Consider the following 20,330-nt stretch of genomic DNA (forward strand, 5'->3'; position numbering starts at 1 on the left):
TTAGTTGGCGACGGCGTCGGTCTTCGGAGCGAACTCAGCGACCAGTCTGACGTTGCTGGCCGCCACCGGTTTGACGGTGATGCCGCTGCGCACCCGCTGCGTACCTTCGGTGACCACCCGTTCGCCATCGGCGACGCCCTTGCCGATCAGCCAGGCATTGCCGACGGTGCGCAACGTCTCGACTTCGCGCCGCTCGACGCTGTCGTCCGGCTTGACCACCCAGACGCTGGGCACGCCGCGGGCATCGCGGCTGACCGCCTGCTGCGGCACGAGGATGGCGTCCTGCTGGGTGCCTTCCTTGAGCAGCGCATGCACGAACATGCCCGGCAGCAGCTTGCGGTCGGGATTAGGAAACTCGGCGCGCAACGTCACCGAACCGGTGGTCGGGTCGACGCTAACCTCGGAGAACTTCAGGGTGCCGGGCAACGGATAGGCGCTGCCGTCGTCGAGCGTCAGGCTGACCTCGGCCTGGTCACTGCCGGTTTTCTGCAGGCGCCCGGATTCCAGCGCGCGCTTGAGCCCGAGCAGCTTGGTGATCGGCTGGTTGACGTCGACATAGATGGGATCGAGCTGGGTCACGGTGGCCAGATGCTGGGCCTGGCCGTTGGTCACCAGGGCGCCTTCGGTCACGGTGGAGCGGCCGATGCGCCCGGAGATCGGCGCCAGCACCTTGGTGTACTGCACGTCGATGCGCGCCACCTGCACTTCCGCCTGGGCCTGTTTCCAGGCGGCCTGGGCGTCGTCGTACTGCTGGCGGCTGACGGCGTTGGTCTTGAGCAGGCGCTCGTAGCGCTGGGCCAGGTTCTCCGCCGTGGTCAGGTTGGCCTCGGCACGCGCCAGCCGTGCCTCGTAGGTGCGCGGGTCGATCTGGTACAGCTGCTGGCCCTTCTTCACTTCCGTGCCTTCGGTGAACAGCCGCTGCTGCAGGATGCCGGAGACCTGTGGGCGGACCTCGGCGACCCGGTAGGCGCTGGTGCGTCCCGGCAGGTCGGTGGTCAGCGTCAGCGGCTGCGCCTGCACGGTGTAGACCCCGACCTCCGGTACCGGCGCGGCGGCCTGTTCCGCTGTCTTCTCGCCACAGCCGGCCAGCACAAGCAGCACCGCCAGCGGCGCCAGCCGAACGTCACGCAATGTTTTTCTTGGGTGTTTCACCTGTTCTTCTCCTTGAAGCGTCGCAAGACATGTATCGCATAGCGGGCAAGTGTACCATTCTGCGATTCAGCTTAATGAGAAAAACCGTGAACGAATTTGTCCGCGCCCGGTCAGCGATACGCAATGCGGGATGCCGCGCCTAGCCTCGGCGGCGCCACTGCTGGAGAATGCGGACGGTGTTCAGGGCGCAACGATGCAAAGGGAGAAACCGATGACGCAGACAGACCAGGGCAGCGATGCCGCCAAGCAGGCCGGCATTCAGGTCATCGCCCGCGCGGCGGCGGTCATGCGCGCGCTCGGCAGCCACCCACAGGGCCTGAGCCTCGCTGCCATCGCCCAGCTCGTCGATCTGCCGCGCTCGACCGTGCAGCGCATCATCGGCGCGCTGGAAGCGGAGCATCTGGCCGAAACCATCGGCCCGGGCGGCGGTTTCCGTCTCGGGCCGGCGCTCGGCCAGCTGATCAGCCAGACCCAGACCGACATCATTTCGCTGGTCAAACCGCAGATGCTCGCGCTGTCCGAGCAGCTGCAGGAGTCGGTGTGCGTGAGCACGCTGGTCGGCGACAAGTCCTATGTGGTCGATCGCGTGGTCGCCGAACGCGAGTTGCGCGTGGTCTTCCCGATCGGCATCAACGCCCCCGCCTACACCACGGCCAGCGGCAAGGCGCTGCTGGCCGCGCTGCCTGATGAAAGCCTCGCGCAACTGCTACCGGACCCGCTGCCCAAGGTCACCCCGGCCACGCCGGAGCGCGCCGCACTTCTGGCGCAATTGGCGCAGATTCGCGCCGGCACGCTGGCCGAAGAACACGACGAACTCATCGAAGGCATGAGTTCGTTCGCCGTGGTGCTGGATACCTACCTGGGTCGCTACGCCATCGCCGTCGTCGCCCCGTCGGCGCGTGCGGCAACCCGCAGCGCGGCCTTTCAGCAGGCACTGCTGGCCTGCAAGCACACCGTCGAGCGGGCGATCGGCCGCTCGACCGATCAGGCCTGAGTGTCAGCCGAGCGCGGCAGCAGCCAGGCGCGAAACGCCTCCAGCGCCGGCAGTACCGCATTGCGCGGCGGATAGACCAGGCAATAGGTGCGCTGGCTCGGAATAGGCGCGCCGATGGCGAGCAAATGCCCCTGCTGCAGTTCGTCCTCGACCAGCAGGCCCGGCACCAGCCCGACGCCGATGCCGGCGCGCACCGCCTGGATCAGGTGCGAGGTCAGTTCGAAATTCGGCCCGCCGTGCATCCGCTGCGGGTCCAGGCCGTTCTCGGCGAACCACTGCGCCCACAGCGGCGGGTGGCTGGCCACCTGCAGCAGCGTCTGCTCGGCGATGGCATCCGCTGTTGCCGGCACGCCCGCGGCGAAGATCGTCGGACTGGCGACCACCACCATCGATTCCGCCAGCAACGGATGCACCACCAGGCCCGGCTGCTCGGGATTGCCGACGCAGATCGCCGCATCGATGTCTTCGGCGTCGAAATCCACCGGCTGGATACGCGAATGGATGTGCACCTGCACGCCGGGATTGGCGGCGTAGAAGGTATTCAGTCGCGGCAGCAGCCACTTCGAGCCGAAGGTCGGCAGCAGCGCCAGACGCAGCGTGCCGACCCCGGAACCATAGGCCACCGCCTGCAGCGTCGCGTTGCGGATCTGCGCCAGCGCGCCGGCCAGCTCGCGCCGATACAGCCGGCCGACATCGGTCAGCACGATATTGCGCCCCTCGCGGCGGAACAGGCTGACGCCCAGCAGCGCTTCGAGCGCCTGCACCTGGCGGCTCACCGCGCTCTGGGTCAGCGACAGTTCCTGTGCGGCGCGGGTATAGCTTTCATGCCGGGCCGCCGCCTCGAAGGCGAGCAACAGGGACATCGAGGGCGTCAGGCGGCGGTAATTCATTCATGAAACTCATGGATCGACGACGGAAAATACCTTTGTAGCACGGCGCCCCGAGGGCGAGAATTCGGCGATCCGAAAATAGGACGCCGACCTTGCGTCGCGCGCCAGATGAGCGAGAACCGTCGACCATGATTGCCCGCCTCCCCACCAGCGCGCCCGCTGCGCCCTATATCGCCTTCCTCGACGCGCTGCGCGCGGCCGGTTTTCGCGGCGAGATCGCCCAGGACCATGCCAGCCGCACCGTGCTGGCGACCGACAATTCCATCTACCAGCGCTTTCCGCAATCGGCGGTGTTTCCGCTGGATGCGCGGGACGTGGAGACGCTGGCCCGCGTGGTCGCCGAACCGGCGCATCGCAGCGTGCGCCTGTCGCCGCGCGGCGGTGGCACGGGCACCAACGGCCAGTCGCTGACCGACGGCGTGGTCGTCGACCTGTCGCGGCACATGAACCGGATTCTGGAGATCAACGTCGCCGAGCGCTGGGTGCGCGTGCAGAGCGGCGTGGTCAAGGATCAGCTGAATGCCGCGCTCAAGCCGCACGGGCTGTTTTTCGCCCCCGAGCTATCGACCTCTAACCGCGCCACCATCGGCGGCATGATCAACACCGACGCCAGCGGCCAGGGCAGCTGCACCTATGGCAAAACGCGCGACCACGTGCTCGAACTGGACAGCGTGCTGCTCGGCGGCGAACGCCTGCACACCGCCGCACTAGACGATACAGCGCTGGCCGGGCAACTGGCGCGGCAGGATCGCATCGGCGAGGTCTACCGCTGCGCCGAGGGCATCCAGCGCGAGAAAGCCGCGCTGATCGAAGCGCGCTTTCCCAAGCTGAACCGCTGCCTGACGGGTTACGACCTGGCGCACCTGCGCGAGGCGGACGGCCGCTTCAACCTCAACAGCGTGCTGTGCGGCGCCGAGGGCTCGCTGGGTTTCATCGTCGAGGCCAAGCTCAACGTGCTGCCGATCCCCAGGCATTCGGTACTGGTGAACATCCGCTATGCGGGCTTCATGGATGCGCTACGCGACGCGCGCAGCCTGCTCGCGCTCAGACCGCTGTCAATCGAGACGGTGGATTCCAAGGTGCTCATGCTGGCCATGCAGGACATCGTCTGGCACGGCGTCGCCGACTATTTTCCGCAGGATGCGCAACAGCCGACGCTGGGTATCAACCTGGTGGAATTCTCCGGCGATGATCCGGCCGAGCTGGACACACGGGTCGCCGCCTTCGTCGAACACCTGCAGCGCGACACTCAGGTGCGGCGTCTGGGCCATACGTTGGCCGTGGGCCAGGCGGCGGTCGGACGCATCTATGCGATGCGCAAGCGCGCGGTCGGCCTGCTGGGTAATGTGGAAGGCGAAGTGCGCCCGCAGCCCTTCGTGGAGGACACCGCCGTACCGCCGGAGAACCTGGCCGAGTTCATCGCCGAATTCCGCGCCCTGCTCGACGGCCACGGCTTGGCCTACGGCATGTTCGGCCACGTCGATGCTGGCGTGCTGCACGTCCGTCCGGCGCTGGACATGAAAGACCCGGCACAGGCGGCGATGGTGCGGCCAATCTCCGATGCGGTGGCCGAACTCACCCAGCGCCACGGCGGCCTGCTCTGGGGCGAGCACGGCAAGGGCGTGCGCTCGGAATACGCGCCGGCCTTCTTCGGCGAACTCTACCCCTCGCTGCAGGCGCTCAAGAGCGCGTTCGACCCATTCAACCAGCTCAACCCGGGCAAGATCGCCACGCCGCTGGAAAGCCCCGAGGCGCTGCTGAAGATCGACGAGGTGCCCTTGCGCGGTGAGCTGGACCGACAGATCGACGAGCGCGTCTGGCAAAGCTACGGCACCGCCATGCACTGCAACGGCAACGGCGCCTGCTACAACTTCGACCCGGACGACGCCATGTGCCCGTCCTGGAAGGCCACCCGCGAGCGCGTGCACTCGCCCAAGGGGCGCGCCTCGTTGCTGCGCGAGTGGCTGCGCCTGCAGCAACAGGCCGGCGTCGACGTGCTCGCCCCGGCAGCACGCGGCCCGCTGAACTTCCTGCGCGCGCTGCCCGAGCGCTGGCGCAACTCGCGCAGTGCCGAGGCGGACTTCTCCCATCAGGTCTACGACGCCATGGCGGGCTGCCTGGCGTGCAAGTCGTGCGCCGGCCAGTGCCCGGTGAAGGTCAACGTGCCGGAGTTTCGTTCGCGCTTCCTGGAGCTGTACCACCAGCGCTACCTGCGCCCGCTGCGCGACTACCTGATTGGCTCGCTGGAGTTCAGCCTGCCGCTGTTCGCCCGCGTCCCCCGCCTGTACAACGCCATCATGGCCGCGCCCTGGGTCGACAGGTTGCTGGCCGAGCGCATCGGCATGGTCGACAGCCCGTTGCTCAGCGATTTCGACTTCGATGAGGCCTGCCGGCGCTGGGACGTCGCAACGGCAACGCCAGCACTTTTGGCCACGCTCGAGCCGGCGCAGCGCCAGCGCAGCCTGATCCTGGTGCAGGACGCCTTCACCCGCTATTTCGAGACGCCGCTGCTGGCCGCTTTCATCGAACTGGCCAGCCGGTTGGGCTTCAAGGTGTTCCTTGCGCCCTACTCGGCCAACGGCAAGCCACTGCACGTGCAGGGTTTTCTCGGCGCCTTCGCCCGCGCCGCCCGACGCAACGCCCGGCGCTTGCAGGAGCTGGCAGCCTTCGACATTCCGCTGGTCGGTCTGGACCCGGCGATGACCCTGGTCTATCGCCAGGAGTACGCCAAGATCCCCGGCCTGCAGTGCCCGGAGGTCCTACTGACCCAGGAGTGGCTGGCGCGCGCGCTGCCCGAGCGCACGGCCACGGCGGACGCGACGCCGCCGGCGAGCTACCGGCTAATGGCGCACTGCACCGAGAAGACCAACGCGGCACCGAGCACGGCGTTGTGGAACCAGGTGTTCGAACGCGCCGGCCTGACCCTGGCGACCCAGGCCACCGGCTGCTGCGGCATGTCCGGCACCTATGGCCACGAGGCGCGCAACCTGGCGACTTCGAAGGCGATCTTCGCGCAATCCTGGGCGCCGGCGCTGGCCGTGGACAGCCAGGCCGAGCCGCTGGCGACCGGCTACTCCTGCCGCAGCCAGACCTCGCGCCTGCACACCCACAAGTTGCGCCATCCGATCCAGGCGCTGCTCGACCATTACCGGGCCGGCGCATCGGCCGGCTGACCTGCCCTCCCGCCGCTGACGGTCCGAAGCGTTACCTGCCGTCTGCGGCTGCACCGCGCCCCTTCAGGGCTCCTGCGGCATGCCGCATAATTAGCCGAAACCTGATGGCAAGACGCCCGACCGATCTTCTCGATCCTGCCGAAAGGCGCCAATCAGGACTGCCACTCAACAACGCCCTGTCGGAGCAAACTCCCAGGATTGCGTTAAAGGATGCATGAAGTGATTTCCCCCTCAACACCCGAAGCTGCGGGACTTTCCGTGTCTCGCCGCTTCTCCGTCGCGCCGATGATGGACTGGACGGATCGTCACTGCCGTTACTTCCTGCGCCAGTTGTCGCGTCACGCCCTGCTCTATACCGAGATGGTCACCACCGGCGCGCTGATTCACGGTGACGCCGCGCGCTACCTGCGATACGACGCGTGCGAGCACCCGCTGGCGCTGCAGCTGGGCGGCAGCGTTCCGGCGGAACTCGCGGCATGCGCGAAGATGGCCGAGGCCGCCGGCTACGACGAGGTCAATCTGAACGTCGGCTGTCCCAGCGATCGCGTGCAGAACAACATGATCGGCGCCTGCCTGATGGGTCATCCGTCGCTAGTGGCAGATTGCGTGAAGGCCATGCGCGACAGCGTCGGCCTTGAGGTGACGGTCAAGCACCGGATCGGTATCAACGGCCGCGACAGCTATGCCGAACTGTGCGATTTCGTCGGTCAGGTGCGCGACGCTGGCTGCCGCAGTTTCACCGTACACGCGCGCATCGCCATCCTCGAAGGGCTTTCGCCGAAGGAGAATCGTGAGGTGCCGCCGCTGCGCTATGACGTGGCCGCACAGCTGAAACGGGACTTTCCCGATCTGGAAATCATCCTCAACGGCGGAATCAAGACGCTCGACGAGTGCGAAGCGCATCTGCACACCTTCGATGGCGTCATGCTTGGGCGCGAGGCGTACCACAACCCCTATCTGCTGGCTCAGGTGGACCAGCGGCTGTTCGGCAGCAGCGCGCCGGTCATCAGCCGCGCGCAGGCGTTGCGTGCCATGCGCCCGTACATCGAACAGCACCTGGCGAGCGGCGGCACGATGCATCATGTGACCCGCCACGTACTCGGGCTGGGCTCGGGCTTTCCCGGTGCGCGGCGCTTTCGCCAGATGCTCTCTGCGGATATCCACAAGGCCACCGACCCGCTCGCGCTGTTCGACCAGGCTGCCGCCCTGCTTGACGGACATTGATCGCCGCCCGAGGGAACGCTGCCTTACCAGCCCCATCAAAGCACGCGTACCCGTGACTATCGGCCCGTTGTAGCGGGCTGGTGCGCTCGGGTAAGGTCATGCTCATTCACTGGACGGAGCCTCCCCTTTCATGACTTCCAAGCTGGAACAACTCAAGCAGTTCACCACTGTCGTCGCCGATACGGGCGACATCGACGCTATCGCCCGTCTGCAACCGGTGGACGCCACCACCAATCCGTCGCTGCTGCTCAAGGCCGCCGCGCTGCCGCGCTACGCCGAACATCTCAAGTCCGCAATGAGCCGCTGCCAGGGCGATGTCGGCCTGGCCTGCGATCTGTTCGCCGTCGCGGTGGGCGAGGAGATTCTCAAGCTGATTCCGGGGCGTATCTCCACTGAAGTGGATGCGCGCCTGTCCTTCGACAGCCAGGCGATGATCCAGCGCGCCGAGCGCCTGATCGGTCTCTACGAGCAGGCGGGAATCGGCCGCGAGCGCGTGCTGATCAAGATCGCCGCGACCTGGGAAGGCATCCGCGCAGCCGAGCAGCTGGAGAAGGCCGGTATCCAGACCAATCTCACCCTGCTGTTCTCCTTCACCCAGGCAGTGGCCTGCGCCGAGGCCGGCGTATTCCTGATCTCGCCGTTCGTCGGTCGCATTTACGATTGGTACAAGAAACACGAAGGCCGCGACTACCAGGGGGCCGAGGACCCCGGCGTGCAATCGGTCAGCCGCATCTACGACTACTACAAGGCACACGGCTACGAGACGGTGGTGATGGGCGCGAGCTTCCGCAACGTCGGCCAGATCGAGGCGCTGGCCGGCTGCGATCGGCTGACCATCAGCCCCGAGCTGCTCGGCCAGCTCAGCGAGGCCGGCGGCACGCTGGAACGGCGCCTAGCGCCGGGACGTGGCAGCGAATCGCGCATCAGCCTGGATGAAGCCAGCTTCCGCTGGGGCTTGAACGAGGATGCGATGGCGACCGAGAAGCTGGCCGAAGGTATCCGCCAGTTCGCCCGCGATCAGGAAAAACTCGAAGCCCTGCTCAAGGCGCTCGCCTGATCAGGAACGCTCCAGCGCGGTGACGAGGTCACGGAAGGCCTCGCGGTTGGATTCGTTGAGGCTCATCAGGATGCGGTGAGCCTCCAGCACCTTGGCCTTCACCACCTCTTCCGACTGGTCCTGCGATGGCAGATCAGCCAGGCATTCCGGGCACGGCAACGGCCGGTCGACGATGTTGAACACCTGATCGAAGCCCATCGACTGCAGCAGACGGGTGATGTCCGGGTGGGTAGTCACCAGGGTCGGCAGCATGCCGACCTTCTGCCGCGACAGGATCGACAGCTTGGCCAGCAAGCCCAGCGTGGTGCTGTCGATGCTGCGGCTTTCCGTCAGGTCGATGACGATGGTGGAGAAATTGAGCGCCGAGAAAATCCGGTCGATGGTGGCGTCCAGCGCCGAACACAGCGTCAGGCGGATTTCACCGATGAACTTGAGGACGAAGGTGCCGTCCATCTCGGCGAACTGGATCTTACCCGTACTCATGCAAGGTTCCTGCTCAACACCAGCAAGGCGATATCGTCAGGCATGTCCGCCAGCTCGGCCAGGCCGAAGACTCGGCGTAGGCCATCCAGCGTGCCACCAGCGCCGCTGATCAATTCCGGCAACGCCGACTCTTTTTCTTTGAGTGTATCGCCCGGCAAAAGGTCCAGAATGCCGTCCGAGAGCAGCGTGAGGCTGAAGGCTTCCGGGAGTTTCAGCTCGAAATCCTGGTAGGTCGCCTCGACGAACAGCCCTACCGGCAGACCGCGCCCCTCCAGGTAATGGGCTGCGCCGCCGGTGTACAGCACCGGCATCGGCAGATGTCCGCCGATGCTGTAGTGCAGCACGTCACGCTCGATGTCGATCACCCCGCCGAGCATGGTCACGTGTTTGCCCAGCTTGCAGTTGATCAGCCCACGGTTGATGTGATCGAGCACTTCGGATGGCTTGAATTCGCGCAGCGTGCCGCTGCGCCGCGACTCGTACAGCAGCCGCGTGGTCATGAACTTCAGCAGCACGGTGACGAACGCCGACGACGCACCGTGCCCCGATACGTCGGCGAGGTAGAAGCCGATCCGCCGGTCATCCACGCGGAAGTAGTCGACGAAATCGCCGGACAGGTACAGCGACGGAATGATCTGGTGGGCGAAGTCGAAACCATCGGCGCTCCAGGGCGTCACCGGCAGCATGTTCATCTGTACCTGACGACCGGCGTCCTGATCTTCCTGCAGCAGGTGCAGGCTGGCCTGCAGATCGCGGTTGGCGGATTCCAGCTGCTCGCGATAGCGGCGGTTTTCCAAACGCAGGCGGGAACGATCCAGTGCCCGACGCACCGAATGCTCGAGCATGGCCAGGTCTTCCAGCGGCTTGATCAGATAGTCGGCGGCGCCCAGGCGCAATGCCTCGACCGCATCGCTCATGACACCGGCACCGGATACTACGATGACCGGCAGATCGGCCTGGCGCTCGCTGATCTGGCGAATCAGCTCGAGGCCGTCCATCTGCGGCATGCGCAGGTCGCAGATCACCAGATCGGGCTGCTCGGCCTCGAACAGCGCCATGCCTTCCTGACCGCTGCTGGCCTGCAGCACGCGGAAACCACTGTCATCCAGATAGGCTGCAAGGCTGGCCCGCACCACATCGTCGTCATCTATGATCAGTAGCGTCGCGCTTGGTTTATGCATGTTCCTACCAGGCGATTTACGCCAGGATGATGAGCCAGAGCGTGGAGCCCGCGCGGTGCGCGGCACGAGGGATGTTTTCAAGGCGCAGACGGTACTCCCATACGAACAGCGTTTCAAGCCAGGCACCCTGGCCCGGCCGCAGGCGTCGGCGCTACGATGATTGCTGGCTATAAGAACTTCGATGAATAGATGAAAAAGGACAAGCACATGAGCCAGAAAGACCGGGACTACAGCGAGAAGCGCGACTTCATCCGCATGCCTGTCGAATGCACCGTGCAGTTGCTGGACGGCGAACGGCAGATTCAGGGCAAGTGCCTCGACCTGTCGAGCACCGGCATGCAGGTCGTGGCGGCGACCAGCCTGAATGCCGGCGACCGGCTGCGCGTGCTGATCGCCTCGCAACATCCGACGCTCAAGGGGTTGGACGCCGAAACCGAAGTGATACGGGTCGCCACGCTGGAAGACGGCCAGCAAAGCCTGGGGCTGGCGATACTGGCGATGACCTGACGGAGAGGTTCGCGTCAGGCCTTGATGCCGGATTCAGGCGATCCGGCGGCGAGGCTCAGAAGTCGTCTTCGACCTGGCCGTCGAGCGTACGGAATTCGCGGTTCTGCAGGTAGGCATTGCGGATGAACACGTACTTGTCGCCGGTGATCATCTTCTCTGCCGACAGCAGGCCAGCACGGGTGTCGACGACATCCACGCCGCGCGTGACGTTGCGTGACGGCACGTGATCCATGTACGGATACGGCTTGAGGAAAGCGTCCGGCACCAGTCCAGCGGTGTCGCGCACGGTGCTCGGCCCCAGCAGCGGCAGCACCACGTATGGTCCATTCCCCAACCCCCAGACACCCAGCGTCTGGCCGAAGTCTTCATCATTCTTCGCCAGCCCCATGCGCGTCGCCACGTCGAAGAAGCCCAGCACGCCGAAGGTGGTATTGAACAGGATGCGGCTGGTGTCGACGCCGGCATCGTGCACCTTGCCCTGCAGCAGATCGTTGGTCAGCACCACCACATCGTCGAGGTTTCTGAAGACATTGCTGATGCCGTCTTCGAGAAAGGTCGGCGTCACCTTCTGGTAGCCCTGAGCGAGCGGTTTGAGGGTGTAGGTGTCGAGCGTGTCATTGAAGCGGAACACCACCCGGTTGACGCCCTCCCACGGGTCTTCCTCGGCAGCCTGCAGCACCGGTACCGCCAGCGCTGCAGCGGCAACCAGAGCGACGTTGAAAAGCCCGAGGCACCGCGTGCCGAACTTGCGCATTGCAACTCTCCTGTTAGTCGGTGGCCGTGCCACCCTGCCGATCCAAGCGGCGAAGTATAGAACCATTCGCCGGCATTTCGGCAGCCTGCGGACGTGCGGAGGCTGCGCCGCCGCGGAGCATGGTGCAGACACAGACAAGCCAACGCGGCTGGTTTAACCTTCGTTCATCAGCACGGCTTGCCGCCGTGACGTTTCGCAACCATGAGAGGGAAGCAACATGCCGGCACATGATCTGCAGTCGCAGCTCGAAGAACTGCGTAGTCAACTGGCGCAGGACACCCCGCTGACCGAGGAGGAGCGCGCCTCGCTCCAGGCCATCGCCCTGGATATCGAAGCCCGCCTGGCCGATGACGGCGAGGCCGAGTACACCGACTCGCTGGTGGACGGCGTCAACCTCGCCGTGGAGCGTTTCGAAGTCAGCCACCCGAGCATGGCCATCACTCTGCGCAATATCATGCAGAGTCTGGCCAACATGGGCATCTGAACGGGACGACCGGGCTTACTGCCGCACCAGCCGGCGGTTGTCCGGCGTGAACGCCTCGGTGCTGCGGTACGGGTTGATGTCCAGCCCACCGCGGCGCACGTAGCGGGCGTAAACCGTCAGCCTGCGCGGCTGCAATAGCCGCTGCAGGTCGAGGAAGATGCGCTCGACGCACTGTTCGTGAAAGTCGGCGTGCTGGCGAAAGCTCACCAGATAGGCCAGCAGACTCTCCGGCAGCAGTGCCGGCCCGCTGTAATCCACCACCACGCTGCCCCAGTCCGGCTGGCCGGTCACCGGGCAGTTGGATTTGAGCAGATGGCTGTGCAGGCACTCCTCCACCTGGCGGCTCGCGTCACGGCGCAGCAGCTCCGGACGCGGCGCATCGTAATGCTCGATGGCAACGTCCAGCTCATCGACGCAGCGCCCCGGCAGCGTCGCCACGCCCTCTGCGGTCACTTCGTCGAGGCCGCGCAGGCGAACCGCGACCAGCTTGCCGGCGGCGGCGGAAAGATCGCGCTGCATGACCTCCAGCAGCGCCTCCTGCGAGGCGAAGATCGACTGGTTGAGCGAGTTCAGATAGAGCTTGAACGACTTCGACTCGATGATATTCGGCGAATCGGCCGGGATGGCGAACTCGCCGATGGCCACCACCGGCTTGCCTGACGGCAGCAGCCAGGACAGCTCGTAGCAGTTCCAGATGTCCACGCCGCGATACGGCAGCGTCGCCGCACTCAGGCCCAGCTCGGCCCATTTCGGCGCGCGCGGGATGGGGAACAGCTGCTCGGGGCTGTAGGTGGCAACGTAGGCGCTGGACTTGCCCAGCGGCGAATGTTCTGCGGGATGCTGCATGGCGGGAACCTGAACGAAAAACGCCGCAAAGTGTAAAGCCTTGCGGCGTTTTTTTCAGCGCGGCGCGGTGCCAGGCGATTACTGGCGCATGCCGCGCCCACTCTTGAGCAGGCGCACGCAGAACAGGTATAGCAGCACCGCCGCCACGGCCATGAAACTGATCGCCACGCCGATGCGAATATCCGACACGCCGAGAATGCCATAGCGGAACGCGTTGACCATGTGCAGGATCGGGTTGGCCAGCGACAGCGTCTGCCAGAACGGCGGCAGCAGGTGGATTGAGTAGAACACCCCGCCGAGGTAGGTCAGCGGCGTCAGCACGAATGTCGGGATAATCGAGATATCGTCGAAATTGCGCGCATATACCGCATTGATAAAACCCCCAAGGGCGAAGATCGTCGCCGTCAGCACGATCACCAGCACCATGACGCCGGCGTGATGGACCTGCAGATCGGTGAAGAACATCGACAGCAGCGTGACGATCACCGCCACCGCCAGGCCACGGGTGATGCCGCCCAGCGCGAAGCCGATGACGATGACCTGCGGCGACACCGGCGAGACCAGCAGTTCCTCAATGGAACGCTGGAACTTGGTGCTGAAGAAACTCGACACCACGTTGCTGTAGGAGTTGGTGATCACCGACATCATGATCAGCCCCGGCACGATGTAGTCCATGTAGCTGAACCCATCCATCTCGCCGATTCGCGCGCCGATCAGGCTGCCGAAGATGACAAAGTACAGCACCATGGTGATCGCTGGTGGTAGCAGCGTCTGCGGCCAGATGCGCGTGTAGCGGCGGATTTCGCGCTGCACGATGGTCTGCAGCGCGACCAGGTTGGGGCGCAACTCGGCACTCATGGGTTCACCTTCTGCAGATTGGTTTCCACCAGCGACACGAACAGTTCCTCCAGCCGGTTGGTCTTGTTGCGCAAGCTCAGCACCTCGATGCCCTGCGCGGCGAGCAGGCGGAACAGCTCGGTCACGCCCTGGCTCTTCTCCACCTGCACCTCCAGCGTGTGGTGATCGACCAGCCGCGACGGATAACTACCCAGCTCCGGCGGTACCAGCTGCGATTCCTTCAGGTCGAGCAGGAAGGTCTCCACGTGCAGCTGCTTGAGCAGTTCGCGCATGCTGGTGTTCTTGACGATGCGGCCGTGGTCGATGATGCCGATGTTGCGGCACAGCTGCTCGGCCTCTTCCAGATAGTGCGTGGTGAGAATGATGGTGATGCCCTCGCGATTCAGTTCGGTGAGGAACGACCACATCGAGCGGCGCAGCTCGATGTCCACGCCGGCCGTCGGCTCGTCGAGGATCAGCAGGCGCGGCTGGTGAATCAGCGCGCGAGCGATCATCAGCCGGCGCTTCATGCCGCCGGAGAGCATCCGCGAGGACACGTCGCGCTTGTCCCACAGCCCCAGCTGATGCAGGTACTTTTCGGCGCGTTCCCTGGCGATCTTCGCAGGAATGCCGTAGTAACCGGCCTGTGTGACGAGAATATCGAAGGCCTTCTCGAACTGGTTGAAGTTGAACTCCTGCGGCACCACGCCCAGGCAGCGCTTGAGCCCGGAAGGATCGCGATCCAGGTCGTGGCCGAACACGTTCACCGTACCGCTGCTCTTGTTCACCAGCGTGGAAAGAATGCCGATGGTGGTGGACTTGCCCGCGCCATTGGGGCCGAGCAAGGCGAAGAAATCGCCTTCGGCAACATCCAGGTCGATGCCCTTGAGGGCTTGGAAGCCGTTGCCATAGGTCTTGGTCAACTGCCGGATGGACAGAGCGTTATTCATATAAGAGGTGCACACAACGCCGAGGGATCATCCTAGATAAGGTCGCCGCGCCGTGATTGCAACCATCCATCGCCCGCCCGAGCCCCGTCTGCCGGTAGAAGGCTTTCGCTGACCGGCCGTTTACGCGAGGATGGGCCGCCTCACCCAGACGGAACCGCTCATGCTGCGCACGCTCGTCCTTTCGCTGGCCCTGTGTCTGGCCGCTTCTGCCCAGGCTGACGGATTCATCACCCGCCTGCTGAACAAGCCGGTACCGGGCGGCGTCGCCGTGATCGCGCTGGGCGACGCCGCCCAGGCGCCGCAGGTCCGTTATCAGGACAAACCAACGCTGGTGCTCCGCGAGGAAGGCCAGCGCTGGATCGCCATCGTCGGCATCCCGCTGTCAGCCCCGCCCGGTGCGCAAGCGCTGGAGGTCGACGGTCAGCCTCGGACCTTCCAGATCTCCGGCCGCGAATACCGCGCGCAGCACATCACGCTGAAGAACAAGCGGCAGGTCAATCCGAACCCGGCCGATCTGGCGCGCATCGAACGCGAACTGGCCGAACAGAATCGCGCCTATGCCCGCTTCAGCCCGAACCAGCCAAGCAACCTGCTGTTCGACCATCCGGTGGATGGCCCGCTGTCTTCGCCGTTCGGCCTGCGCCGCTTCTTCAACGGCGAGGAACGCAATCCGCATTCTGGGCTGGATTTCGCCGCCCGAGCCGGCACCCCGGTGAAGGCTCCGGCAGCCGGCGAGGTGATCCTCACCGGCGATTACTTCTTCAACGGCCGAACGGTATTCGTCGATCACGGCCAGGGCCTGATCAGCATGTTTTGCCACCTCTCGGCGATCGACGTGAAGCTCGGCGACCGCCTGGAGCGCGGCGCCGTGCTCGGCAAGGTCGGCGCCACCGGCCGCGCCACCGGGCCGCACCTGCACTGGAACGTCAGCCTTAACGACACCCGCGTCGATCCCTCGATCTTCATCGGCGCGTTCAAACCCTGACCACAAGGAAAGCCACCATGCGCATCAGAGCCACGCAATCGACCCTGCTCATCATCGACATTCAGGAACGCCTGCTGCCGGCGATCCTCGACAGCGCGCTGATGATCGAAAACACCGCCTGGCTGCAGCAGATCGCGCAGCGTGTCGGCGTGCCGGTGCTGCTCACCGAGCAGTACAGCAAGGGCCTCGGCCCGACCGCCGCGGTGCTGCGCGAGGGCGTGCCGGATGCCGCGATTCTGGAGAAGATGGAATTTTCCAGCGCCGCCGACGGCGAACTGTTCAAAAGGCCCGGCGGCGAGCGCCAGCAGTTCGTGATCTGCGGCTGCGAGACCCACGTCTGCGTCATGCAGACCGTGCTCGACCTGCTGGAGCACGGCAACCAGGTGTTCGTTGTCGAAGAAGCCGTCAGCTCGCGCCGCGCCTCGGACAAAGCGCTGGCGCTGACGCGCATGCGCCAGGCCGGTGCGCAGATCGTTTCGCGCGAGATGGTGGCGTTCGAGTGGATGGAGCGCGCCGGCACCGAACTGTTCAAATCGATCAGCCGCGAATTCATCCGCTGACCCCTTCTGTAGCGCACCGGCGGGCGGGAATTTGCTAAGGTCCCGCCGTTCGGGCGGCCCCGCACGCCGCCCTTCTCTGCTGGAGCGCTCATGAAGGAACAACTGACCATCGCCCTGGACTGGCTCGGCAAGCATCCCGAGCTGCAAACCCTGGCCGCTTGCGCCGCCCTGATCTTCGCCGCCTGGCTGTCCAACTGGATCGTCAAGCGCATTCTGGTGCGCGGCCTCTACCGCCTGCTGCGCCATGCCGGCGACCCGCAGTTGCAGGACTTCGGTGTCATCAAGCGGCTGTCCAACATCGTCCCGGCGCTGGTGCTGTCGATCGGGGTGAATGCCGTACCCGGCCTGCCGGAAGCGGCGGTGACGGTGGTACGCAACGTCTGCGGCGGTTTCATCGTGCTGACTGTCGCACTGGCGCTCGGCGCGGTGCTGGACATCATCAACCTGCTGTACCAGCGCCGCGCGGACGCGCGAATCCACCCGATCAAGGGCTATCTGCAGGTGGTGAAGATCGTCGTCTACGCGATCGCCACCATCCTCATCATCGCCACGCTGATCGACCGCTCGCCACTGATCCTGCTCTCCGGCCTCGGTGCGATGGCCGCGGTGCTGATGCTGATCTTCCAGGACACGCTGCTGTCGCTGGTGGCCAGCGTGCAGATCACCTCAAACGATCTGATTCGTGTCGGTGACTGGGTGGAGATGCCGCAGCTCAATGCCGACGGCGACGTCATCGACATCGCTCTGCATACCGTGAAGGTGCAGAACTGGGACAAGACCATCACCAGCATCCCCACCAAGCGCTTCATCTCCGACTCGTTCAAGAACTGGCGCGGCATGCAGGAAAGCGGTGGCCGGCGCATCAAGCGCAGCCTTTTTCTGGATCAGCAGAGCGTGCACTTCCTCGACGCCGAGGAGCGCAAGCGCCTGTATCGCTTCAGCCTGCTGGAGGACTACCTGGTCAACAAGCGCAAGGAGATCGACGAGTGGAACGCCAAACTTGCCGAGCGCGGCCAGGAACCGGTCAACACGCGCCGCGCCACCAACATCGGCACCTTTCGCGCCTATGTCGAACGCTACCTGCGGGCGCATCCGGGCGTGCACCAGAACATGACGCTGCTGGTGCGCCAGCTGAGTCCGACCGCGGACGGCCTGCCGCTGGAAATCTACTGTTTCACCAACACGGTGGTCTGGGCGCAGTACGAGGCGATCCAGTCGGACATCTTTGATCACCTGCTGGCGATCCTGCCGGAGTTCGGCCTGCGGGTGTTCCAGCATCCGAGTGGAGGCGATATGCGTGATTGGCGCCAGTCGCTGGAATCGCGCGACGCGCCGGCGTTGCAGCAGCCGGACGAACATCCGGCCGAAGTGGAGGGTTAATCGTAGGTTGGCGCTGAGGCACGAAACACTCAACACAGCCTTGAGCACTGCCCATTGCGTCGTCCCTGACGCCAGCGCCGCGAGCTGCCCCGAAACGCCCCGCGCCTCAGCGCCAACCTACGTCCGGAGCGGGTAATCCCCGCTCCTAGCAGCCGTGAATCAGAAGCTCATGTCGACGCGCGCCCAGTAGGTACGCCCCGGCTCGTTGACCCGTGTAGTCGGGTCGAGCCCGTAATCGGCGAAGCCCGCGCTGCCGGCCAGGTTGAGATGCTCGCTGTAGTTCTTGTCCAGCAGGTTGTCGATGCCGGTGCTGAACTTGAAGTTCTTGTTGAACCGATAGGCACCGTTGACCGCCAGCACTCCGAAGCCCGAACTCTCGTCGAAGTCCTTGCCGACCACCGTACCCTGGTTTTCGGCGACCCGGCCCTGCGAAGCCACCACACGCCAGAGACCGCTGGTGCTCCAGTTGTCGCGTTCGTAGGTCAGGCCCAGACGCCCTTCCAGCGGCGGGATCTGCGGCATGGCACGATCATCGCTGCGGTTCTTGCCCCAGGCGTAGGCCAGGCTGGCATCACCCTTCCAGTTGCTGGTGAAACGGTAGCTTGCACCCGCCTCGGCACCGGCGATGGTAGCGTCGATGTTGCTGACATCGGCGCGCATCATTCCCGGCATCACCCCAGGCACATAGCTGAACAGGATGTAGTCCTCGACCACACCGGCGTAGGCGGATACCCAGGCCTCCAGCGGCCCCTTGACGTACTGCAGACCGACATCCAGCTGCGTGGTCTTTTCCGGACGCACCGAGTCGAACGGCTGCACGGTGCCGACCGGCCCCGGATTGGAGACGAACAGCTCCCAGTAGTCAGGGAAGCGCTGCGCGTGGCCAAGCCCGGCATACCAAGTAGCCGGCAGACTGGACAGCTCTTCCTCGTAACGCACGAAGCCGCTGTACAGCGTATCGCGACGGGTTTCGCCAGCGGTGGGGTTAGCCCAGTCACGCTTGACCATCGGCATGCTGGAAGGATCGTGGCTGTTGAAAAATTCGCGCTGATCCTCGGCCTCGTGCAGATCTACCCGTACGCCGCTGACCACTTTTTGAGTGTCGGTGATATCCCAGGTCAGCTCGCCAAACAGCCCATAACTGTGCAGCATCGCATCCGGTACCCACGGCAGAGCGCCGCTACCGGCCGCGAGAACGGTCTGGTTAACTGCCTTGGTCGGATCCATCACCTTACGGTGTTCGCTGCGCTGCGCATCGACACCCGCCTTAAGCTCGACGTCGGTCCACTGCCAGGTGCCGACCAGACGCCCACCGACGGTGCGACGATCGACCCGCGAAAGCGTTGGATTCGGCATCATTCCGCCCGGACTGCGCAGGCTGAAGTTGTCCATGATGTGATCGGCGTAGTTGTAGTAGACCTGCGCCTCCAGCCCGTAGAACGTTTCGCCGATGTTGGTTTTCTTGAAGCGCAGCCCCAGGCTTTCGCGCTGGAACTGGCTGCCGTCCATGCCGCGTCCGGCATAGCGCGCATAGCCGTCGCCGCGCCCGGCAGTCAGTTCAACGAGCGTGTCGGCATCCGGCGTCCAGCCCAGCGCGACATCGGTGTTCCACTTGTCGTAGCGCGACGGCACGGTGTCGCCGTTGCCATCCTCGTAATCGTCGGCCTGCGAGCTGTTGGCCATCAGCCGCGCGTAGCCCTGCTCGCTGCCCGCCGCGGCATCGATATTGCGGTCGAAGCGGCCGTTGGAGCCGGTCAGCAGGCTGGCGTTGATGCGATAGTCCGGTTCGCTGAACTGTTCCGGTTCACGCTCGAACAGGATCGTTGCCGCCGAAGCCCCCGGGCCCCAGAGCACGCTCTGCGGTCCTTTGATGACGGTCAGCTTGTCGAAGGTATCCGGGCTGATGTACGAGCTCGGCGAGTCCATGCGATTCGGGCAGGCACCCAGCATCTCGCCGCCGTTGCTCAGCAGTTTCAGCCGCGAGCCGAACATGCCGCGGAACACCGGATCGCCGTTCACCCCGCCATTACGCACCGCGGAAAAGCCCGGGATGGTCTTGAGGTAATCGCCGGCATCGCTGGCCGGAACCGGCTGACGAGGAATCTTCGGATCGGTGACCACCGTCAGCGGCGACTGCTGAGCGACGCCAGTGATGACCATCGGTGCCAGCTCGACCGAGTCGGCTGCCTCGGTGTGATGCGAGTGATCCATCGGCTCGGCAGCCAGTGCGGCACCGCTGAGCAGGCTCAGTAATGCGGCGTGCGCCAGTTGCCAGCGGCGGCGCGAAGGACGAAGCGAAAAATCAACGGACAGGCGCGAGCGCGCCGCACAGCCAATAGTGTTACTGGACATAGTTCTTTCCACATCTGCATTTTTGAATAGCCGCGTTGGCGGCCTTGAAAATTCAACTTTGCAGATATGGCGGGGCGCGTGGATGGCCGCTGCTGCGGCGCTCGGCAGACGGCAGCGGCGCCTGCGGCAGGGCGTGGAAATAGGCAGGGCGATGCAGTGGCAGCGCCAGGTCGACGGACAGGGTCAGCGGCGGATTGAGCGTGAGCAACTCGCAATAGCCGCACAGCTCCAAGGCCGTCAGCCAGGCCGGACCGTCACTGGCAAGCGCTCGATGGTGCGCGACCGCCTTGACCGGAGCGCCCTCCTCGGCGTGCTCATGCGCGGCGTGGTGATGCTCGCCCATGACCGCCGGTTCCAGCGGTGATACCTGGAGCGCGGAATACAGCGAGCCGACATGAATCATCAGCATGGCGAACAAGCCAAGCCAGATACTCAATGTCGAAAGCCCTTTGCGCGTCACCGACGAATCCCTTGTTCGAACAGGCTGATTTACCACCCACGGCGGGTGCGGCGGGATGATC

At 64.9% G+C, this 20,330-nt stretch carries 19 protein-coding genes; 9 read left to right on the forward strand and 10 right to left on the reverse strand.

Going from position 1 to position 20,330, the window contains the following annotated elements; all coding sequences use genetic code 11:
• The gene (locus tag NAV27_RS02820) at positions 1-1,152 is read right to left on the reverse strand and encodes an efflux RND transporter periplasmic adaptor subunit (protein ID WP_146029384.1); all 1,152 of its coding nucleotides are present in this window, start codon (positions 1,150-1,152) and stop codon (positions 1-3) included.
• Between the two features lie 211 nt (positions 1,153-1,363).
• Between NAV27_RS02820 and NAV27_RS02825 the strand changes: the two genes are divergently transcribed.
• Complete coding sequence (locus NAV27_RS02825) at positions 1,364-2,146, forward strand: IclR family transcriptional regulator (RefSeq protein WP_102827267.1); 783 nt, start codon at positions 1,364-1,366, stop codon at positions 2,144-2,146.
• Here the strand turns inward: NAV27_RS02825 and NAV27_RS02830 are convergent.
• Positions 2,137-3,036, reverse strand: coding sequence for a LysR substrate-binding domain-containing protein (locus tag NAV27_RS02830; protein WP_102827268.1), 900 nt, complete (start codon positions 3,034-3,036; stop codon positions 2,137-2,139). The two genes, NAV27_RS02825 and NAV27_RS02830, sit on opposite strands and share 10 nt — an antisense overlap.
• A gap of 128 nt (positions 3,037-3,164) precedes the next feature.
• On the opposite strand from NAV27_RS02830, the gene ydiJ reads away from it, so the two are divergent.
• The 3 genes from ydiJ to tal all read left to right on the forward strand — a co-directional run bounded on the left by ydiJ (position 3,165) and on the right by tal (position 8,490).
• A complete protein-coding gene (gene ydiJ / locus NAV27_RS02835; RefSeq protein ID WP_102827269.1) occupies positions 3,165-6,209 on the forward strand; it encodes a D-2-hydroxyglutarate dehydrogenase YdiJ in 3,045 nt (1,014 codons plus the stop codon).
• A gap of 210 nt (positions 6,210-6,419) precedes the next feature.
• Complete coding sequence (gene dusA / locus NAV27_RS02840) at positions 6,420-7,433, forward strand: tRNA dihydrouridine(20/20a) synthase DusA (protein ID WP_081002751.1); 1,014 nt, start codon at positions 6,420-6,422, stop codon at positions 7,431-7,433.
• 130 nt (positions 7,434-7,563) lie between these two features.
• The gene (gene tal / locus NAV27_RS02845; protein WP_102827270.1) at positions 7,564-8,490 is read left to right on the forward strand and encodes a transaldolase; all 927 of its coding nucleotides are present in this window, start codon (positions 7,564-7,566) and stop codon (positions 8,488-8,490) included.
• On the opposite strand, the gene rssC is transcribed toward tal, so the two are convergent.
• On the reverse strand, positions 8,491-8,973 hold the full coding sequence (rssC, locus tag NAV27_RS02850; protein ID WP_003288338.1) for an anti-sigma factor antagonist RssC: 483 nt from the start codon (positions 8,971-8,973) through the stop codon (positions 8,491-8,493).
• A complete protein-coding gene (gene rssB, locus NAV27_RS02855) occupies positions 8,970-10,154 on the reverse strand; it encodes a two-component system response regulator RssB (protein ID WP_008568019.1) in 1,185 nt (394 codons plus the stop codon). Before rssB ends, rssC begins: the two co-directional genes overlap by 4 nt.
• Positions 10,155-10,361: 207 nt before the next feature.
• Here rssB and NAV27_RS02860 point away from each other — a divergent pair, with 207 nt between their 5' ends.
• Entirely contained in the window at positions 10,362-10,661 is a 300-nt protein-coding gene (locus tag NAV27_RS02860; protein WP_102827271.1) for a PilZ domain-containing protein, read from the forward strand.
• Between the two features lie 55 nt (positions 10,662-10,716).
• On the opposite strand, the gene NAV27_RS02865 is transcribed toward NAV27_RS02860, so the two are convergent.
• Entirely contained in the window at positions 10,717-11,415 is a 699-nt protein-coding gene (locus NAV27_RS02865; protein WP_102827272.1) for an MlaA family lipoprotein, read from the reverse strand.
• 217 nt (positions 11,416-11,632) lie between these two features.
• Here NAV27_RS02865 and NAV27_RS02870 point away from each other — a divergent pair, with 217 nt between their 5' ends.
• Positions 11,633-11,899, forward strand: coding sequence for a DUF4404 family protein (locus NAV27_RS02870; protein WP_043296224.1), 267 nt, complete (start codon positions 11,633-11,635; stop codon positions 11,897-11,899).
• Positions 11,900-11,914: 15 nt separating this feature from the next.
• Here the strand turns inward: NAV27_RS02870 and queF are convergent, their stop codons facing one another.
• From queF to NAV27_RS02885, 3 genes are all read right to left on the reverse strand, one after another.
• Positions 11,915-12,745 (reverse strand): NADPH-dependent 7-cyano-7-deazaguanine reductase QueF, encoded by an 831-nt coding sequence (gene queF, locus NAV27_RS02875; RefSeq protein ID WP_102827273.1) that lies wholly within the window; start codon positions 12,743-12,745, stop codon positions 11,915-11,917.
• Positions 12,746-12,823: 78 nt separating this feature from the next.
• Entirely contained in the window at positions 12,824-13,603 is a 780-nt protein-coding gene (locus NAV27_RS02880) for an ABC transporter permease (protein WP_054093837.1), read from the reverse strand.
• Positions 13,600-14,532, reverse strand: coding sequence for an ABC transporter ATP-binding protein (locus NAV27_RS02885; protein WP_054093836.1), 933 nt, complete (start codon positions 14,530-14,532; stop codon positions 13,600-13,602). Before NAV27_RS02885 ends, NAV27_RS02880 begins: the two co-directional genes overlap by 4 nt.
• Positions 14,533-14,692: 160 nt before the next feature.
• Between NAV27_RS02885 and NAV27_RS02890 the strand changes: the two genes are divergently transcribed.
• The 3 genes from NAV27_RS02890 (at position 14,693) to NAV27_RS02900 (ending at position 17,457) form a co-directional block, all read left to right on the forward strand.
• Positions 14,693-15,517 (forward strand): M23 family metallopeptidase, encoded by an 825-nt coding sequence (locus NAV27_RS02890; protein ID WP_102827274.1) that lies wholly within the window; start codon positions 14,693-14,695, stop codon positions 15,515-15,517.
• Positions 15,518-15,534: 17 nt separating this feature from the next.
• A complete protein-coding gene (locus NAV27_RS02895) occupies positions 15,535-16,077 on the forward strand; it encodes a hydrolase (RefSeq protein WP_102827275.1) in 543 nt (180 codons plus the stop codon).
• Positions 16,078-16,167: 90 nt separating this feature from the next.
• The gene (locus tag NAV27_RS02900; protein WP_008568030.1) at positions 16,168-17,457 is read left to right on the forward strand and encodes a mechanosensitive ion channel family protein; all 1,290 of its coding nucleotides are present in this window, start codon (positions 16,168-16,170) and stop codon (positions 17,455-17,457) included.
• Between the two features lie 159 nt (positions 17,458-17,616).
• On the opposite strand, the gene NAV27_RS02905 is transcribed toward NAV27_RS02900, so the two are convergent.
• Complete coding sequence (locus tag NAV27_RS02905; RefSeq protein ID WP_008568031.1) at positions 17,617-19,809, reverse strand: TonB-dependent copper receptor; 2,193 nt, start codon at positions 19,807-19,809, stop codon at positions 17,617-17,619.
• 52 nt (positions 19,810-19,861) lie between these two features.
• Complete coding sequence (locus tag NAV27_RS02910) at positions 19,862-20,245, reverse strand: DUF2946 family protein (RefSeq protein WP_102827276.1); 384 nt, start codon at positions 20,243-20,245, stop codon at positions 19,862-19,864.
• Positions 20,246-20,330 lie beyond the last annotated feature (85 nt).

This window comes from Stutzerimonas degradans, from assembly GCF_024448505.1.
Lineage (GTDB): Bacteria > Pseudomonadota > Gammaproteobacteria > Pseudomonadales > Pseudomonadaceae > Stutzerimonas > Stutzerimonas degradans.

Bases quoted from the DNA above. Each gene is read 5' to 3' on its own strand.
- NAV27_RS02825 (WP_102827267.1), top strand. From the start codon at position 1,364: ATGACGCAGACAGACCAGGGCAGCGATGCCGCCAAGCAGGCCGGCATT.
- NAV27_RS02830 (WP_102827268.1), bottom strand. From the start codon at position 3,036: ATGAATTACCGCCGCCTGACGCCCTCGATGTCCCTGTTGCTCGCCTTC.
- ydiJ (WP_102827269.1), top strand. From the start codon at position 3,165: ATGATTGCCCGCCTCCCCACCAGCGCGCCCGCTGCGCCCTATATCGCC.
- dusA (WP_081002751.1), top strand. From the start codon at position 6,420: ATGCATGAAGTGATTTCCCCCTCAACACCCGAAGCTGCGGGACTTTCC.
- tal (WP_102827270.1), top strand. From the start codon at position 7,564: ATGACTTCCAAGCTGGAACAACTCAAGCAGTTCACCACTGTCGTCGCC.
- rssC (WP_003288338.1), bottom strand. From the start codon at position 8,973: ATGAGTACGGGTAAGATCCAGTTCGCCGAGATGGACGGCACCTTCGTC.
- rssB (WP_008568019.1), bottom strand. From the start codon at position 10,154: ATGCATAAACCAAGCGCGACGCTACTGATCATAGATGACGACGATGTG.
- NAV27_RS02860 (WP_102827271.1), top strand. From the start codon at position 10,362: ATGAGCCAGAAAGACCGGGACTACAGCGAGAAGCGCGACTTCATCCGC.
- NAV27_RS02865 (WP_102827272.1), bottom strand. From the start codon at position 11,415: ATGCGCAAGTTCGGCACGCGGTGCCTCGGGCTTTTCAACGTCGCTCTG.
- NAV27_RS02870 (WP_043296224.1), top strand. From the start codon at position 11,633: ATGCCGGCACATGATCTGCAGTCGCAGCTCGAAGAACTGCGTAGTCAA.
- queF (WP_102827273.1), bottom strand. From the start codon at position 12,745: ATGCAGCATCCCGCAGAACATTCGCCGCTGGGCAAGTCCAGCGCCTAC.
- NAV27_RS02880 (WP_054093837.1), bottom strand. From the start codon at position 13,603: ATGAGTGCCGAGTTGCGCCCCAACCTGGTCGCGCTGCAGACCATCGTG.
- NAV27_RS02885 (WP_054093836.1), bottom strand. From the start codon at position 14,532: ATGAATAACGCTCTGTCCATCCGGCAGTTGACCAAGACCTATGGCAAC.
- NAV27_RS02890 (WP_102827274.1), top strand. From the start codon at position 14,693: ATGCTGCGCACGCTCGTCCTTTCGCTGGCCCTGTGTCTGGCCGCTTCT.
- NAV27_RS02895 (WP_102827275.1), top strand. From the start codon at position 15,535: ATGCGCATCAGAGCCACGCAATCGACCCTGCTCATCATCGACATTCAG.
- NAV27_RS02900 (WP_008568030.1), top strand. From the start codon at position 16,168: ATGAAGGAACAACTGACCATCGCCCTGGACTGGCTCGGCAAGCATCCC.
- NAV27_RS02905 (WP_008568031.1), bottom strand. From the start codon at position 19,809: ATGTCCAGTAACACTATTGGCTGTGCGGCGCGCTCGCGCCTGTCCGTT.